We start from the raw sequence: 16,347 nt of genomic DNA on the forward strand, positions 1-16,347 counted from the left end.
ATTGCCCAGTCTGTGCACACGCTATGATCCAGTGACACAACGCTGCTGTCGGTCGATTCCGCCAACTCGCAAAGGAGTGAGGTAGGCTAAGTTAGGCTTGCACGACCGAAAGATCTCTGGCGCGTGTCTGCGTATATCTCGCCTTCGCAATTCACCAGCCTCCGACTTGTGGCGTCTGCTTGAAGAGCAGTTTCCCCATCCAGCAAATTCGACACCAAGCACTTCCCTTTAGTGATCAAACTGACCTCACGTTCTCGATGTCCATTTAGAGAATCGGGTGAACCAACGGTATCGCAACCTGTCCTTGTCCTCCTCTTCCCATTCAGAGCGGCTGAATATTGAAGGAACGGGGGTGGCTGAACCTGCTTCAATAGAATGGACTGCGGAGACTTCGCCTTCAGACTCGTTCGAATTAAGGAAGTTGACTACTAACAGGACATCAACTGGCGAAACGAAACCATCATTGTTAGTGTCGATGTAACCTAAGGACTGAGGTCGCTGGCCCACTAGAGCTCGACTGCCATTTTGATTCAAGTTATTGATTATTATCAATGCGTCGAGGGGCGCAACGATTCCGTCATCTGTTACATCCAGCGGCCAATCGAAATTATGCCAGTTGAGATTGCTGCGTTGAACCAACACGCTGGCGGATAGCACATCGCTCATCAGGCCTTCGCTGTTGGTCGCCATCCATTGCAACGGATGATAACCTGCGGACAATCTCCGCTGCAGCAACATCGTCCACGTACCATTGGAATTCACGGTGGCTTGGGCGATTTCGGCGTCTCTTTCCCAACATACGATGACTGCGCCTACAGGGCCGGTACCTGCGAGCACTTGCACACCCTCAGGAAACGTGAGAGGACTGGTAAGTTTCACAGCTCCTAATGAAGCTACGAGATCCACATTTGCTGTACTGGGCCATTCGTACTTGGGATAGCTGTTCAGTGTTCCGGGTGCTGCGCCAAGAGTCAATTGCTGCCCCTGAGCGAAGCGCCCGGTGCCATCGTTCGCAAAAAATGTAACGTTATTCATATTCTCATTAATATCGGAGATCCAGTGACTCGATTTGGAAGCCGCGACATCCGCGATGCCATCTCCGTTGAAATCCGCAGTGGAGATCGCAGCAAAACGATAACTGGAGCCGGCGGGCTCAGTCAAAGAGCCATACAAAGCATTAGTGTAACCCTCGGCAAGCGTGAAATTGCCCATTCCATTTCCTAAGAACAGTTCGACTACCAAATCACTGTAGCCAAGCACATCTAGATTGCCGTCACCATCAAAATCCGCCGCCTGGTAACCATAGACGTGAGTATAGCCGGGTTGAACCGTCGATACGGTTGGTTTGAAGGTTCCATTCCCTTTGCCGCTGTATACCGTCAACGTCGTAAGCTCGTCTTGGGTGGTTGCCACCAAGTAATCTAGTTGGCCGTCGTGGTCATAGTCCAACAGCAACGGTGCATAGTTGGGATGGGAAGGCGTGCTAGCCGGAATTGGGAAATCGTACCCCTCTGGAAACTCCAAGAAAGTATTGCGATTGAAGAATAAATTTCCGGAACCGTCACCAAAGAACGTTACCCAGCCTATTGGCGTCTCATAGTATCCTTGCAGCTCTGACACAGTCGCCAACAGGTCCAGATTGCCATCTCCGTTCAAGTCAGCAAGTGCGCCTGGTTCCTTCGTATTGAAAAACGCAAAATCTCCAAACGCAAAGGGGGACCCGTTGACGGGATTCAATTCCCCCGAACTTGTACCGAGCCATACTGCGGGCCCGTCGTTGGTAGCAACCACCACATCCACATTACCATCGTTATTGAGATCACCCGTTGTCAACCAACCATAAACAGTACCGCTTGGCAACGGATAGAAGGCCTCGACCTTTAAGGCCCCCTCCGAGGTTGCCAAGAACACTGCCAATTGCGCTGGACTTCCGACTAAAGCCAACAGGTCGTCCAAGCCATCGTGATTGATGTCCACGACAGACCGAAATTCATTTTCCGGATGATCCGCCAACCGTGGCGAAATCAAGATATCTTTCCCGACTGCCCCCAGTTTTCCAGATTGATCATTTAAGAGGGGGCGAACTTGAAAGGAATCGCGGCTTCCCAACACGACGTCTGCCCAACCATCCGCGTTCAAATCATCGATCACTATCGTTGACAAAGAACCCAATTCTCCGGCGCCCGCCGAAATCGGTTCCGCGGTTGCCGGGTGAAACTGCCCCTGCCCATCGCCATTCAATACCCAGGTAGAAGTCTGTTCGAGTCCCGGAAAACCGCCTACATAATCAAAGGGCCACGGCGAGGCGGTCAGTAAGAGATCTTGCTTTCCATCACCGTTGAAATCTGCCATCCCAGCCAGAGAGAGAGCACGTCGGTTCAGCAGTTGCTGAGGTTGTTCAGTGAAACCTCCCTTTCCATCACCTGCAAGCACGGTGACTACGTTTCCATCATTGATACCATAGCTATTGCGATAGTAGTCGTGCAAGATCGCCACATCCAGCTTGCCATCTCCGGTGAAATCTCCTGCGGTAATACTTCCACTGCCGGTGCGCTCGTATTCAATAGTCATGGCAGCACCCAAGCCCGTGGGTGTACTCATGTAAGCCACAATTCCTTGGTCGAATACGTAGTAACCTGTATTGGAGACCACCAAGTCCGGCCGTCCGTCGCCATTGAAATCGCCAGTAATCGCAGTGTAGGGATACCATTCTGCTTTTAAAGTAGACAGGACCTTTGTTTGCGAATAGCCCAAATACCGATCCTTGGCATAGATCGACACCGAGCCTTTAGCGCTGTAGTTGAATATAGAACCGTCTACGGGAGGGCCCACTACTGCCAAGTCCGGTTGTTCATCGCCCGTGAAATCCGCTACAGCCAAGATGGTGCCCTCTCCCGCCTCCAACAAAATCGGTGTCTCGACTGCATCGGTTAGCCCGAATTTTCCATCGTTAAGCAGGATGTGCACCTTGACCTCCACCGTGCTCCCCAACCCCATGACGCGTTCATGAACTAACAAATCTAGCAGACCATCGACATTCCAATCTGCTACAAACAACTGTTCAAGCAACGACTCTTGGTCCACGCCGTTGTTCGCGACTCTCTTGCTGACTGGATCTCTATACCCACCGCCCGACTGGGCTTCGTAAATCACTATTTCGCCACCAGAAGAATTGACTGTCACGATATCCGGTAGGCCATCGGAGTTCAGGTCAAGCGTCACCATGTCTGCTGGCAGATCGAAACCTGGGATTTGTTGCGACGATTCGATGATGGGCACACCACCTGGCGTTTGCCCAAGTTTCACAACTTCGTTGCTGTTGGGATTGATGACAAACAAATTCTTATTGTCACCGTCGAGGGACTGGCCATGCGTATCGCGAATTAACAATCCATTGGCCCGCAGGGTAACCCCTCCGGGGCGCATGGTAATCGAATTGTCCAAGGTAAGATGCACACGATACACTCCACCTTGTTGGGTATAGTTGGCTGAGGTAAGCGGAAGGACTCCTAGACTCTCATGCTGTACCAAGTAGTGGCTGACGTCGGTCACGGAGTCCTCATCCATTGCTCGCGAGAAATCGACGTCGATCGACTGTAGACTTGTAACGGCGGAGTTACCATCGGGAGAGATCCCGATAATTCGCGGACGGTCCTGAACCGTGATTCTTAGCTCGGCAGTTGCCTTCGCGCCACGGGAATCGCGGATCGAATACTGTACTGAATCGATTCCGACAAAGTTCTTGGGCGGCGTGTATGCGATCTGCCCTGTTGGCGTGATGCTCACGGTTCCTTGTGTGCGCGTGCTCTCCAGTTCGGTGACTTGGAGAGCATCCCCATCTGGATCGCTATCGTTGACCAGCACGTTGAAGCTCGCTGCCAAGCCACTGTACGCCAAACCTTCATCGTTGTTTGCCACAGGCAGTTGATTCGCCGAAACCACGACAGTAACGTCAGCAAGAGTCGAATAGTTGCCCGTCGACGCATCACTCATCTGCAAGAACCAAGTTTTGGTTCCAAATTCGGGGTAGAGCACTACACCTTCTTCGACAAAAGGATCACCGCTCGCTAAGTCGACATCGAAAGTGCCATGGGGCTTGGACGCTGCGAACAGCCTGAGACTCTGTCCTTCCTGCAAGTGCACGGGAAGTTTGGCAAGTTCCTCTAAGCTGATCGCATCGTAGTGTGCCAAGGTTTGCAAGTCATCAATCCCGTACCCAGCTTTGATGTAGACATCGTAGAGTTGTATATTGCTAGGACTGGTGCCGTCCTTGAGCTTGAAAGCGAATTCGACAGGCAGGTAGCTATACGTCCAACTTGGAAGATCCCATTCGCCAGGCTCAAGCCCTTCTGCAACGAGGAGATCATGTGAATCGCCTTCCAAGAATCGTCGCAAATGATAGACATTGTTGTGGCGATCTGCGGCGATCACGGCTTTAGGGTTACCCGTCTCTGGTGGTTCCACAATGAAGACTGGAACTGAGCTGAACAACTCAACGTCGTTTTTCGCGGAATCGTAGTCCATGACGTCGATGGCGCTAGCATCCGGATTGATGTGCCTGAGCCCCAGTGCATGTCCGATTTCGTGTGTTGCAGTTTCCGCATCCAATTCAACATTACCAGCTGCATAAACGAGCACAATGTCTTCTGGGCGCCGATTGAATCTGTCGATGCTGTCGCCAACTGCATAGCCAAGCAAGTCTGAATTCGCAAGTGTGAAATAGACCGTAGTAGCTCCGCGTTCAAAATTAGGCGCATTGGCCGGTTCATCGACGATTTCAACGCGAGATATCCCGGATTGCACGAATTGTTGTTCGATATGGTTCCGTAAAGCCCTGCGATAGTCAGGTTGTGACATGTAGGCAGGAGTACCTCCAGGCTTAACCACGTACTCCGGATGGCCACTGTCGGTAACGACTAGTTCTACCTTGACCGGGGCCACTTGTCCCCAGTAGAGTACGACACGGTGCATCGGCAGTTCTGTGCGAACGATGGCCTGACCGCCAGCGGTGCTCACCCAAAACGCGGCGGTTCCGAGATTATTCAATGAATCATGAACAGCGACATCTTTGATGGTGCCTACTCCGGGGATCTCTTCTCCTTGGAGGATCACACTCGTAGGAGTACTGACTACAAAATCCTCAATAAACGTCCCAGTGTCCCGATCGACTTCGAATTTCACTTGAGAGCGAAATACGCCCACTTTGCCTTGGTTGTCGATTGCCTGAAACAAGAACGACGAAGAGATCGTGTCTGTATTGATATTGGTAGCACTTACATATTGATCGATTGCAAACTCGCTAAACCCGTCTTTAAGACTAGCAATGCGCACCAGTTCCCGTGGCTCATTGGAATTGGCGACACTTGCGAACAATCCTGGGCCAGTAATTCCATCGCCATCCACGTCCTTATTTTCATACTCTTCACCATAGAAAGTGACGATTGATCCATCATCGCTGATGCCTGGACGCATTCCGAGATTCTTCCATTTACCTTGCGCTGTGGATGCAATCGCTGTGGTACCTCCCTTGCCAGTGCTGTTATGTAGCACGATCTCCTTGGGGCCTTCGGATCCCTTGCGTAGGGCGACTACCACTTTGTTACCATCCGCGGCTTTGAATCGGAAGAATGCGGGAGCCGCTGGAAGCGTAGAAACCTCGCTCCCGCTCCCCCAAGTTGGATTGCTGGCCGTGTCTCGGGCATCGACGAAGTTTTCACTGAGATGAATCTCCCAATCGGTGTCGCCTGCATGCTCCCCACTCCGTTCATCCCAGTATTCGTAACCCGCAAAAGCGAGTTTGCCATCGTTCGCAATGCTGACAGAAGTTGCCAACGTGTCGAAGTATTCTCCGTCCATTTCAGGACTGAAGGCATGAGCGACGATATTCTCGCTCGCGCCGGGATTGTAAACGTTCCAGATTCTCGCATCCCAACTGATTCCATCCGGCAGGGAGGCTCGATCCACGGCTGCAACCTGACCAATGTTGTTGAGTTGCAGCTCTCGTCCGTATGTGCGAGATGGGCTGGGACTCTCAAAACTCATGCGTTGAATAAACAGAGGCTCTTCAGTATGCCAGATGCTTTGCCCCGCAGAAGTGGCTCCTACCAGGGCAACGCCTCCCGAGTCATTGATGGAGACAGCTGGCTCTATGTTTTGTAGCGTGACAATTCCATTGGCTCCGGTTTGAGCCATGATGTCAAACTTGTAGAAGGAACTTAGGCATTCGCGACTCTCGAGTAACTCCAGCTCCAGATGATGTCGCAAAACACGTCGGTTGCTTGGACCAATGGCTGTGCCTCGAGTTCGCCTATCGCCCGTTACCAATTGCCCGATTCGCCAGACCATCGCCGATGCTCTAGACCTGTCCTTCATGATGCTATTCTGCCTAGTTCAAATTGCCGCTAGTTCCGGAGAAACGAATAAAGCCCGTGTCCCTATGCCGACCAGATTTTTAAGCTGCAGAGTATACCCGAAGATTCAACATCCCTTTCGGGCTAGTGCTTATCCGAGTTTTACTTCTACTAACCATTTCCGACGCAACAACAACCTAGCTATCATAGACAAGAGTGATCCAATTGCAGCGATGGAACTGTTGCAACTCGCGTAGGATGATTTAATAAGAAGATTTCCAGTCCGTCTCTCAAACAGCATTGCTCATTTTGCAAGTGTGTCATGAAGCGCGTGGTAGAGTATAGCGGTTCCATTAAGGGTATCGCGGAATTTCGGAAGCGTCCGAATCGTTGTTAAAAGTTGAAAGGTGGTCTCCCAGAAGGCAATATATTGCCTTCTGCATTTTCCAATTTACGTCGGTTACCGCCGACGGGGAGACCACCATGACTGAATCTAGTTTGTTGCGCGAGCTTGGGCAAGTTTCGAACGCTGAAGTTGGCGAAGTGTTTCGCGAATTCTTACGGGGCTCGATCGTGAAGATGGCCTGTGAGGTAATGGCTGCCAAAGTGGCTGAACTGTGCGGCCCTAAGCACTCCCCGAGCGATTGTCGGACCTATCGAGCTGGTAGCGCCGCGGGACGCATCTTGGTCGAAGGTGAACGAGAGTCGGTGACGCGTCCGCGAGTTCGCGAGCGTCAGGAGGCGGGTGGAAGCCGCGAAGTGGAGCTGCTCAGCTACGCCGCCGCCAACAATCCTGAGCAGCTTGAGAAGGCTGTAATTCAAGCGTTGAAGTCTGGGGGCAGCACTCGTCAGATGTCTGTGGTGAAGCCGAAGTCGCCAGGCGTAAGCCGCTCGAGCGTCTCGCGTCTATGGCAAGAGGCGGGAACACGATTGATCGACGAGCTACGCAGCCGTGATCTGTCGGGGCATACGTGGTGCATTCTGATGCTCGATGGTATCCGGCTAAGCTCAGACCAGACGGCAGTGGTTGCTCTCGGTATTGATTCTGAAGGCTGCAAGCATGTGCTCGACTTTGCTCTGGGCAGTAGTAAAAATGCCGTTGTATCCAATGAATTGCTTGCTCGCTTGGCTCGTCGCGGCTTTACTTGCTCGCAGCGTTTACTGGCAGTCCTGGATGGCAGCGATGTGCTTCGCAGAGCGGTCAAGGAGCACTTCCCCGACTCGGTCATCCAACGCTGCTTAGTTCACAAGGAACGCAACATCCGTGGCAAGCTATCGAAGCGTCATACGGGCGAACTCGCTCGACTGTTTAGACGACTCCGTAGCGTGCAGGGCTATACCGCCGCACAAGAGGTCGTCGGCGAGCTAGAGGCATTCCTTGAGCCTCTCAATGCCGAAGCGTTTAAGAGCCTTCATGAGGCCGGTGAGGACCTGCTAGCCCTACACCGACTCGAAGTGCCAAACACGCTCCATCGTTCACTGCTAAGTACCAACGCGATTGAGAACTCCTTCCTGAACACGCGTCGCCGCTTGGGGCGTGTAACTCGCTTCCGAGCCGACACGGATCAGGCGAGTCGCTGGCTGTCGTACGCACTGCTTGAGGCCGAAAAGGGGTTCCATCGAATCAGCGGCCACCAGGAACTACCTAAGCTGATTGCCGCCCTAGCGAGAGAACACGAGGCTACACCAACAAAGCCGCTGCAGTTTGACCATCGCTTGAACCATCCCCGGCATGTGGGGCAGGACGGCTTCCACCTCTGAATCGGCAACCGGCTCAACTGGATCCGTCTCCCGGGCACCGCTACTGCCTACCATCTCGCCGCCAACCGATTGGAGTCGGCGAAGTACGGACTCGTCAACCAAATCCTCTGAAACACCCCACTTTACCATTTGCTTGATTTTGCCGACCCCCATATTGATGTAGGTACGACTGCAATCGGCGTCAATCATCGACTTAATCAGCTCTTTGAGCGCCAAGGGTCGGAAGTCGGCAACGTCGTAATCACCATAGCGGGCGCGCAGTCGCTTCATAATCGCCTTGATTGTCTCAATGGAACCGGTCTGGCTGCCATCATCACGACGATACCGCTTCTCGCAATGCTTGCGGAATCGGTTGATAAGGTCGGCAACGGTGATTCCCCCGGCCTCATGCTCGGGGAGTCCAAAGGTCGTATCACGACCGGTGACCAGCCATTGGTTGATAAGCCGGCGTATTCCAGCTTGCTGGCTTTGGTCCCATGTGGGCCTAGATAGTGGTCCCTACCGTTGATTGAAACGACGGCTTGGCCACTGCGGCGATGCTTGCGATATTTGGGGACCGCTGTAATCAGTTTGGGCATGTGCGAACGCCTCCTTTGGGCTCAAAACGGTATGTACCGTTTTGTGCTGTTTGGAAAACGCCGCACTTCCGAACACCAGAAGGCAACCTAAGTCCTTATTCGGCAACGATTTAAGAGAAGTCGGGCTGGCGGGATTTGAACCCACGACCTCTACCACCCCAAGGTTGCAGCCCCCCGTTTCTTCACTAGCAAAAACCAGGGCAAACGCTCTAGTGCGTGAACCGTTGCACCAAATGTTGCACCAGATGTTCCAAGCCAGCGAATCCGGCGTAGCCGTGCTGATAGTCGAGGCTTTGGGGGAAAGTGCCTCTGTTCGGCTTGTTGCGCAGATAGCGAAAGAGCTGAGTCAACGCAATTCTTCAGGCATGTCGTAGAGGACGACTGCAGCAAAGAGCACTCCATCCGCGGGAACTTACGTGAGTCATGTCCTTTGAACCCGATAGAACCTCTGCTGGAGCGGCAGTCTACGGCGCTAAAGCGTTCACAGACAGTCAGCAGAAGAACTTGGCCGCACCTTTTAGAGGTGCGCAGCTGCGCACCTAAGCGCAAAAGCGTTTACGGATCATCTGAAGAAGAACTGGTAGACGGTAAGGAGACAAAAAAGAGGATTGGTAATGCGGCTGGAGACTGCTCGCTGGCCGTAGACCGGGGTAAGCAACGCTGCGGTTCGCAATTGCCTGAGCGAGGTCAAGACTGCACAGTCTGCGCAGTCTGTGCAGTCCCCTGGATTGGTAAGCCTGGGCGATGAGTGCTCAATCGCTGAGTCTCCTCACCGCGACTCTGGCTCTAGCATTAGTGGGTTGTGCTAGCAGCCTGGCCGGATCAACTGAGTGCTGTCGTCCCCCCTTGCTCTTGGCAACCCGATGAGTGCCCCTCAAACACTCCCAAACAGTCGTCTAGATGGCGTCTAATTCCACGACCAATCCCCTTCAAACCTCATTTTGGTTCACATGTGGGCCGTTTCGCCTCCAACACAATCAGAACTAGTGAAGCCTACTTGAGTGTTTGAACTCGAGAAGCAACTTCTATCCGTATATTGCCCGTGTTTCGGATGGATCTACAAGGCAAACTGCGGGCTAAGTAACTGCTGAAGGGGACGCGCGACGTTAATCGCTCCCAATCGATCGGAAAAAGCAAAATCTTGGCACCGCAGCGACTTCTGGCACGTCGTAAAGTTTCCAGCCCGCAGCTGCTTAGGCTTAGCAATGTCCGCAAGCCGAAGGATCGACCATGGCTCTACGCGTCGTTTTCCGTGGAAATACAGTGCTATTGAGCTTTCCCAGGCAAGTGCGTCGGCCATCAAACTAGCAGCTTGCGGCTCATCAAAACCTGCAAAACGCAATTTTCATCGTTTGTGTTACTGCGGGCGAAAATTGTCGCTCGCGCGCGTCAAACCGTGCGTCCGAGGTGCCCCAGCAGCCGCTTGGAGCGTTGGAAGAGCCTTGGACGCAGGGTATTGAATCGATCAGCCCTCCGAAACGACAAACGAACAGCGATTCACAAACTCAGTTTTGACATAGCGCAGGAATCTGCGACAGCTGACGGTCGGCCGGCAAGGTTTTAGGCGTCGAGTTGGACCTAAATACTTAGCCAAATTCGGCAATTTGACTTAGTCAGATGCAAGCTACGGGCAATGCCGTCGGCTGGCCTTGATCAGGTGACCGATCGTGGATCGGTCCATCTTTCCAATCACTCGCTTGATGCTCACGCGTGAGCCACTCTCACGCAGTTCCCCTTCTTCCCAAGCAGACTCACCACCGACTCAAAGGCGGAGCTAATAACTTCGCTACCAGCGATAGGCGACCATATCTCGAAACTCAACGGAAACACGCCAGAATGAGGCGTAGACGCCGCGAGGTGCCATTCTACAGTTAAGCCGGCAATGTCGCCGGCTCGCCTCCTAAGCTACCCAAGGTAACGCATTGGCGTGTAAGCGAACAACACGAATATTGCGATGCCGACAATCAGTTTCCAAGCCGACGACGAGATGGCAAAACTAAGCCGCTTGAGGCAAGAAACAGGAGCATCGTCTTGGCCGTGGGCTAAAAATGCGACAGTCTACTATTGATTGAGCCTGAATCGCCGGATTCGCTCCACCGCTTCGCACCTTCATCCCGAACTTTGAAAGGGTTGATCAACTATCTGAGAAAAGTAGTCGGTCACATTGAGTAAAATGGCTGCCAAGCGCCCGCTCAGCAACCAGACTCGAACCACTGTCCTATTATTCCGAGTAGGCTAGTGCGGTGGTTAGCAGGCCGCGTCATAATTCGCCCCCCAGTGCAAGCAGGTTTTTCCCGTGAAATTAGCAACTTGGAATCTGGAGTCCTCCAGAAGTCTTTCGCCTGAACGGGCAGCAGCATTCCGAGAGGCAATTAAAGAGGTCGATGCCGACGTCTGGGTGCTTACAGAAACATGTGCGAGATTCTCCCCGGGAGATCAGTATCACCTCGTGGCCCAGTCCGGCCCTGCTACGGATTTGAAGGCGTCGTCTGATCGGCGTTGGGTCTCGATCTGGTCACGGTTCGATGGCTCGCCATTGGAAATTCAAATACAGACAGACCGCATGGCTTGCGTATTGCTCCAGGAGCCTAACGGAAGAGACACGCTAATCGTGGGGACGCTACTTCCGTGGCTAAGCGACTCCCTCTGGCCCGGTGCTAAAGGATTTTGTGATGCTCTTGGTGAACAAGTCGATGAGTGGACCAGGCTAAATGCGATGCATCCCGGTTCAGATCTGGTTGTTGCAGGCGACCTCAACCAATCACTTCCCTACCAGCAATATTACGGCTCGATAGCGGGGGCGAGTGCCCTCAGTGACGCGTTGCGAACTCGCGGTCTACTCTGCCAGACCGAGGGAAGCGATCCCTCAACCAGTAAACCGAGAATCGACCATCTGTGCATCAGGAGAAGTATGGTCGACACTACCGCTAAGCCTGCGGTAGAGTCCTGGCCAGTTCCTTGCATACAGGGACGCCCAATTAGCGACCATGCTGGTGTTAGTATTCACTTGAATCCACCGACCAATGAACGCCAGGAAACCGTGCAGTAAGCAAGTGCTACACAGTCACAATTCAATCCCAGCTGCAACAATTGTGAGAATTGGCAGAGTTCACCAGCAGGGAGTGCCCAGTCTGTGCACCAGCGATGATCCAACGACGCGACGCTGCTGAGGGTCGATTCCTCCAACTCGCAAAGGAGCGACGCTGGCTAGGTTCGCTCGTCATCCCCAAGCATCTCAGGGCCGCGTGACTGCGTAAGGACACGCCCTCATTTGTGACTTCGGAGGATCGCGTTCGTGACTCAGGTCGCTTTGGTGGCACGGAAAAACTGGATGGGGCATTTAACTTTGCAAGGCGGTTGGAAAAACAAGCTGCTAAACGAGGACTGTAAGCGAATTCACGAGGAGAGGCACGAGTTGAATCGGCTCGTATTTGCATACAGGTTCGGTATCACGTCAACCCCAAAAGATGCGGTTAAGCAAGGGGGCTTCAAGCAATTCGGCTGGACACTGGAACCATACGATCTGGATCGCCTACGAACCCGGCTCGCTCGCGATCTTCGTCATCTGATTGCGCAGCAGCCTGCCATTTTCTGTCGACCGTTTTTCCCGACGCGTGGTGAGCATTCTATTTCTGAGTGTCGCGACACGCTCGTGATCGAATCACCACTGCGACGTCCATGCGTTGGCAACCTGGTTGGCGAGACGACTGCAACTGGTCGGCTATCGGATCTGGTTCTACGGAACGGCACCGCTGACCGGCGAAGCTGCCGACGACTCGCTTTGCGTCTTGATCGAACAGCGGGCACGGCGGTTCTTACCCATCTGCCGCACGACGATCCAGGGATTTGCCGGATTGCCTGTACGAAAGTGTCGGCCGGGCGAAGTTTGTCGACGTTGCCGAGCAACGCGCTTTAACCTGCGTCACTCAGCCGATGGGATGCAACTTCGGCGACGTGGACAACGGCGGCTACCTGGAGTTTTGCTTGGGGCGGGCAACTTGGACTATCAGGGACTAATGCCGGACCTGATGTTTCACAATGTCGAAGGCCGCCGGCGGCTCCCGTCACATCAGACGGGGCACGCCCTAGCCTTTACATCTAAGCCATCTGATTCACACCGGTAGTTTCGCTCGTGCCGTTGTGCCGGCTCCGTTATTTTGTTTCTTGGGTGCTTGTTAGTAGAGCAGAGACCTGTGGACGTGCCCCCACAGGAACGCTTTCGTACGATTCTACCGCAGCGAGAAACGTGTCCAGAGCTCTGTGGACAACACTTGCGCGAGTCACGCTTTCTCCACCGCTAGTCTCGTTGCCCACAAACCAAGTTTTCTTACAATGCGTGCCGTCCTCTGCTGGAAGCCTCTCGAAGTCTTGACCTCCTCGCACGAGAATTCCGACCAATTCATGGGATTGGCTGGAGAAGACGGGAGAACCCGAATTACCACCATATGTGTCGAGGTTTGCCTGAAAGTAGGCGTCGGGCGAGTTGTTGGTGACCGCGGCGTTATCAGCAATCTTCGTGGGTAGCCCGATCGGGTTCCCAATCACGTATACTTGATGGTTGTCAGGGATTTTCCCGTTGAAGAAGTTCACATTGTCCCGACCGGGGATTTTGCGATCAATCTGAATCAGTGCCCAATCGCTTCCCGTTGCGGGAGCTTGTTCCCTGTCAAGAAGCGTCTTCCCGAAGAAAACTTGGTCAGCCTCAAGAATAAGGGCGCTTGTGCTGATGGTACCGCTGTCATCCAGCTGGAATCCGAAGATGAAGCAGGCGTTTTCAGCCTGTGCTTGAGTAATTGTACAATGACCTGCGGTAGCAATGATGTCGTCCCGGACGATGAATCCCGTGCAGTAGCTCAACAATGGTTGTTCCGAGAATCGCTCGTCTTTGCACGTACCGTGGAGCCTTTCGTACGTGCCGTTCAACTCAACAAGATATTTTCCCGACGACAACTTCTTGACGGCACTCCTGTCTACAACGCAGCAGACCGATTCGAGATTCTTTAGCTGACCATCAAGCATGTCGATATCCTGTTGCGATCCACCTTGGCTTTGCAGGATGTTCAAAAGGTCCTTCACCCGCGACGGATCCTTGCGATCGTCAGGGCCGTACACGATTTTCACGCGATCCTGATTTGCCTTATATAGGTCACTCAGAGGCAACCGATCGATGGTATTAGAATCGGGTCTGCTGAGGCTGCTTGTGCTTGCGTCAAGCTCAAGGATATTGGTCCCAATGTCAATATTCCTTCTGTTTAATAGAGATGCGATTTCTCTGTTTATGGCCGATTTCTCATTTTGGATTGCTCGGAATCTCGCCTCCTGTACGAGTTCCCTATTTGGGACACTCTTTAGATCTGTCGTCCCGTCTTGTCCGCTTTTCGGCATGCTCAACACACTCGCATTGTCCGCATCCTTGATCACCACGCTTCCGCCAGCACTGATGCCAGGCAGGCTCACGGCACCACCGACGCTCACACCGAATCCCTTGGTCTCGTCGATCGGCAAGGTCTTGAACAGGTCCTTGACCTCGCGGGCGATCGCCACCGCTGCCGCCACCTCGGCGATGCCGATCTTGTCGACTGACTTCGCACCGTCGGCCGCTTTGGTTAAATCACGGATCTCGCGTGCCAACGCCACCGCCGCTGCCACCTCGACGATGCCGATCTTCTCTTGGCTCGCCTCGGGCGTTGCCTTGACCATTTCATAAATGGGGCCGATCGTCGTCAGGAGCCCGGACAGGTCGCGGACCGAAACGGCCTCAGTGGACTTGGTCGTCTCGTTGACTAGGTCGCGGACCTCGCGGGCCAATGCAATGAATTCGCGGATCTCCGCCGAAGTCACGGTAGCCTTATCCCCATCCGAGGACTTCGGGGTGCTCTTCAGCAGGTCGCGGATATCCCGTGCCAAATTCACTATCTCCCGGATGTCGCCCAAAGTCCCCTTCTCGGCGTCCGCATTCTTGATTACCACGCTTCCGCCAGCACTGATGCCAGGCAGGCTCACGGCACCACCGACGCTCACACCGAATCCCTTGGTCTCGTCGATCGGCAAGGTCTTGAACAGGTCCTTGACCTCGCGGGCGATCGCCACCGCTGCCGCCACCTCGGCGATGCCGATCTTGTCGACTGACTTCGCACCGTCGGCCGCTTTGGTTAAATCACGGATCTCGCGTGCCAACGCCACCGCCGCTGCCACCTCGACGATGCCGATCTTCTCTTGGCTCGCCTCGGGCGTTGCCTTGACCATTTCATAAATGGGGCCGATCGTCGTCAGGAGCCCGGACAGGTCGCGGACCGAAACGGCCTCAGTGGACTTGGTCGTCTCGTTGACTAGGTCGCGGACCTCGCGGGCCAATGCAATGAATTCGCGGATCTCCGCCGAAGTCACGGTAGCCTTATCCCCATCCGAGGACTTCGGGGTGCTCTTCAGCAGGTCGCGGATATCCCGTGCCAAATTCACTATCTCCCGGATGTCGCCCAAAGTCCCCTTCTCGGCGTCCGCATTCTTGATTACCACGCTTCCGCCAGCACTGATGCCAGGCAGGCTCACGGCACCACCGACGCTCACACCGAATCCCTTGGTCTCGTCGATCGGCAAGGTCTTGAACAGGTCCTTGACCTCGCGGGCGATCGCCACCGCTGCCGCCACCTCGGCGATGCCGATCTTGTCGACTGACTTCGCACCGTCGGCCGCTTTGGTTAAATCACGGATCTCGCGTGCCAACGCCACCGCCGCTGCCACCTCGACGATGCCGATCTTCTCTTGGCTCGCCTCGGGCGTTGCCTTGACCATTTCATAAATGGGGCCGATCGTCGTCAGGAGCCCGGACAGGTCGCGGACCGAAACGGCCTCAGTGGACTTGGTCGTCTCGTTGACTAGGTCGCGGACCTCGCGGGCCAATGCAATGAATTCGCGGATCTCCGCCGGAGTCACGGCAGCCTTATCCCCATCCGAGGACTTCGGGGTGCTCTTCAGCAGGTCGCGGATATTCCGTGCCAAATTCACTATCTCCCGGATGTCGCCCAAAGTCCCCTTCTCGGCGTCGGACATGCATGGACACTGAGCGTAGGATGAGGCTAATGACGCGGGGCTTGCAACCAAGGCAACGGCCGTAACGCAATAGAGGCAATACTGGATCATGCGGTTAGGGTACATACGTGTCTCTTTCTTGATTAGAGTCCAATTCCAAAACCTAAAAAAATTGCGGTCATTGCGCATTCAGCTGTCAGCCATGATCGACTGCCCTGCCAACAGCCTTGGCTTCGGTGCATCCACCTCGACCTACCGCTGCATTCAACCTTAGCTGGCGATCATCCGCAGCATCAAAATTGACTGCGGCTTCGACCAGCTAGTTGCAGTTTTGTCAAGGTAAATTCGGTGTCGTCCAGCCACGGTCCGATTCATAGTTTGAGCAAATGACTTCTATGCATCGTACGGGACAGCTGCGTAACCGCTACGGAATTGGTTGGGAAAACAGATACTCAATAAGGGAGCAAACCGGAAGCGCTTGGGAAGACAACCGGAAGGCGCTGGGACACGTTCGTCGTCGAAACTGTGTCCGTGATTGTGCTCAAAGTTGTAGCCCTGGTTTTTGAGCTAGTTGAAGGTCTCGTTTTCGATCCGCCATTGGCAACGGCCGCCCGCAGCAATTGGCAACG

The 16,347-nt window shown here is 53.9% G+C and carries 7 protein-coding genes and 1 pseudogene; 3 read left to right on the forward strand and 5 right to left on the reverse strand.

The annotated features are described in order from the left end of the window. Positions 1-246: 246 nt before the first annotated feature. Positions 247-6,372: an FG-GAP-like repeat-containing protein gene (locus Q31a_RS16475; RefSeq protein WP_145080114.1), complete on the reverse strand. Its 6,126-nt coding sequence runs from the start codon at positions 6,370-6,372 to the stop codon at positions 247-249. A gap of 368 nt (positions 6,373-6,740) precedes the next feature. On the opposite strand from Q31a_RS16475, the pseudogene Q31a_RS16480 reads away from it, so the two are divergent. Continuing rightward, a pseudogene (locus tag Q31a_RS16480) lies at positions 6,741-8,021 on the forward strand (IS256 family transposase); the annotation flags it as partial. Here the strand turns inward: Q31a_RS16480 and Q31a_RS16485 are convergent. The 3 genes from Q31a_RS16485 to Q31a_RS16495 form a co-directional block, all read right to left on the reverse strand. Next, complete coding sequence (locus Q31a_RS16485; RefSeq protein ID WP_145080117.1) at positions 8,013-8,381, reverse strand: hypothetical protein; 369 nt, start codon at positions 8,379-8,381, stop codon at positions 8,013-8,015. The pseudogene Q31a_RS16480 and the gene Q31a_RS16485 sit on opposite strands and share 9 nt — an antisense overlap. Next, positions 8,378-8,689, reverse strand: coding sequence for a hypothetical protein (locus tag Q31a_RS16490; protein WP_145080120.1), 312 nt, complete (start codon positions 8,687-8,689; stop codon positions 8,378-8,380). The genes Q31a_RS16485 and Q31a_RS16490 overlap by 4 nt, the downstream gene beginning before the upstream one ends. Positions 8,690-9,746: 1,057 nt before the next feature. After that, positions 9,747-10,031, reverse strand: coding sequence for a hypothetical protein (locus Q31a_RS16495; RefSeq protein WP_145080123.1), 285 nt, complete (start codon positions 10,029-10,031; stop codon positions 9,747-9,749). Positions 10,032-10,985: 954 nt separating this feature from the next. Here Q31a_RS16495 and Q31a_RS16500 point away from each other — a divergent pair. Together Q31a_RS16500 and Q31a_RS16505 are read left to right on the forward strand one after the other, a co-directional pair. Continuing rightward, the gene (locus Q31a_RS16500) at positions 10,986-11,738 is read left to right on the forward strand and encodes an endonuclease/exonuclease/phosphatase family protein (RefSeq protein WP_145080126.1); all 753 of its coding nucleotides are present in this window, start codon (positions 10,986-10,988) and stop codon (positions 11,736-11,738) included. A 646-nt stretch (positions 11,739-12,384) separates the two neighbouring features. Continuing rightward, positions 12,385-12,813: a hypothetical protein gene (locus Q31a_RS16505; RefSeq protein WP_197355331.1), complete on the forward strand. Its 429-nt coding sequence runs from the start codon at positions 12,385-12,387 to the stop codon at positions 12,811-12,813. A 28-nt stretch (positions 12,814-12,841) separates the two neighbouring features. Here the strand turns inward: Q31a_RS16505 and Q31a_RS16510 are convergent, their stop codons facing one another. Further along, positions 12,842-15,844, reverse strand: a complete 3,003-nt coding sequence (locus Q31a_RS16510) for a trypsin-like serine peptidase (protein WP_197355332.1) — start codon at positions 15,842-15,844, stop codon at positions 12,842-12,844. Between the last annotated feature and the right edge of the window lie 503 nt (positions 15,845-16,347).

This window comes from Aureliella helgolandensis (assembly GCF_007752135.1).
In the GTDB taxonomy this organism is placed as follows: domain Bacteria; phylum Planctomycetota; class Planctomycetia; order Pirellulales; family Pirellulaceae; genus Aureliella; species Aureliella helgolandensis.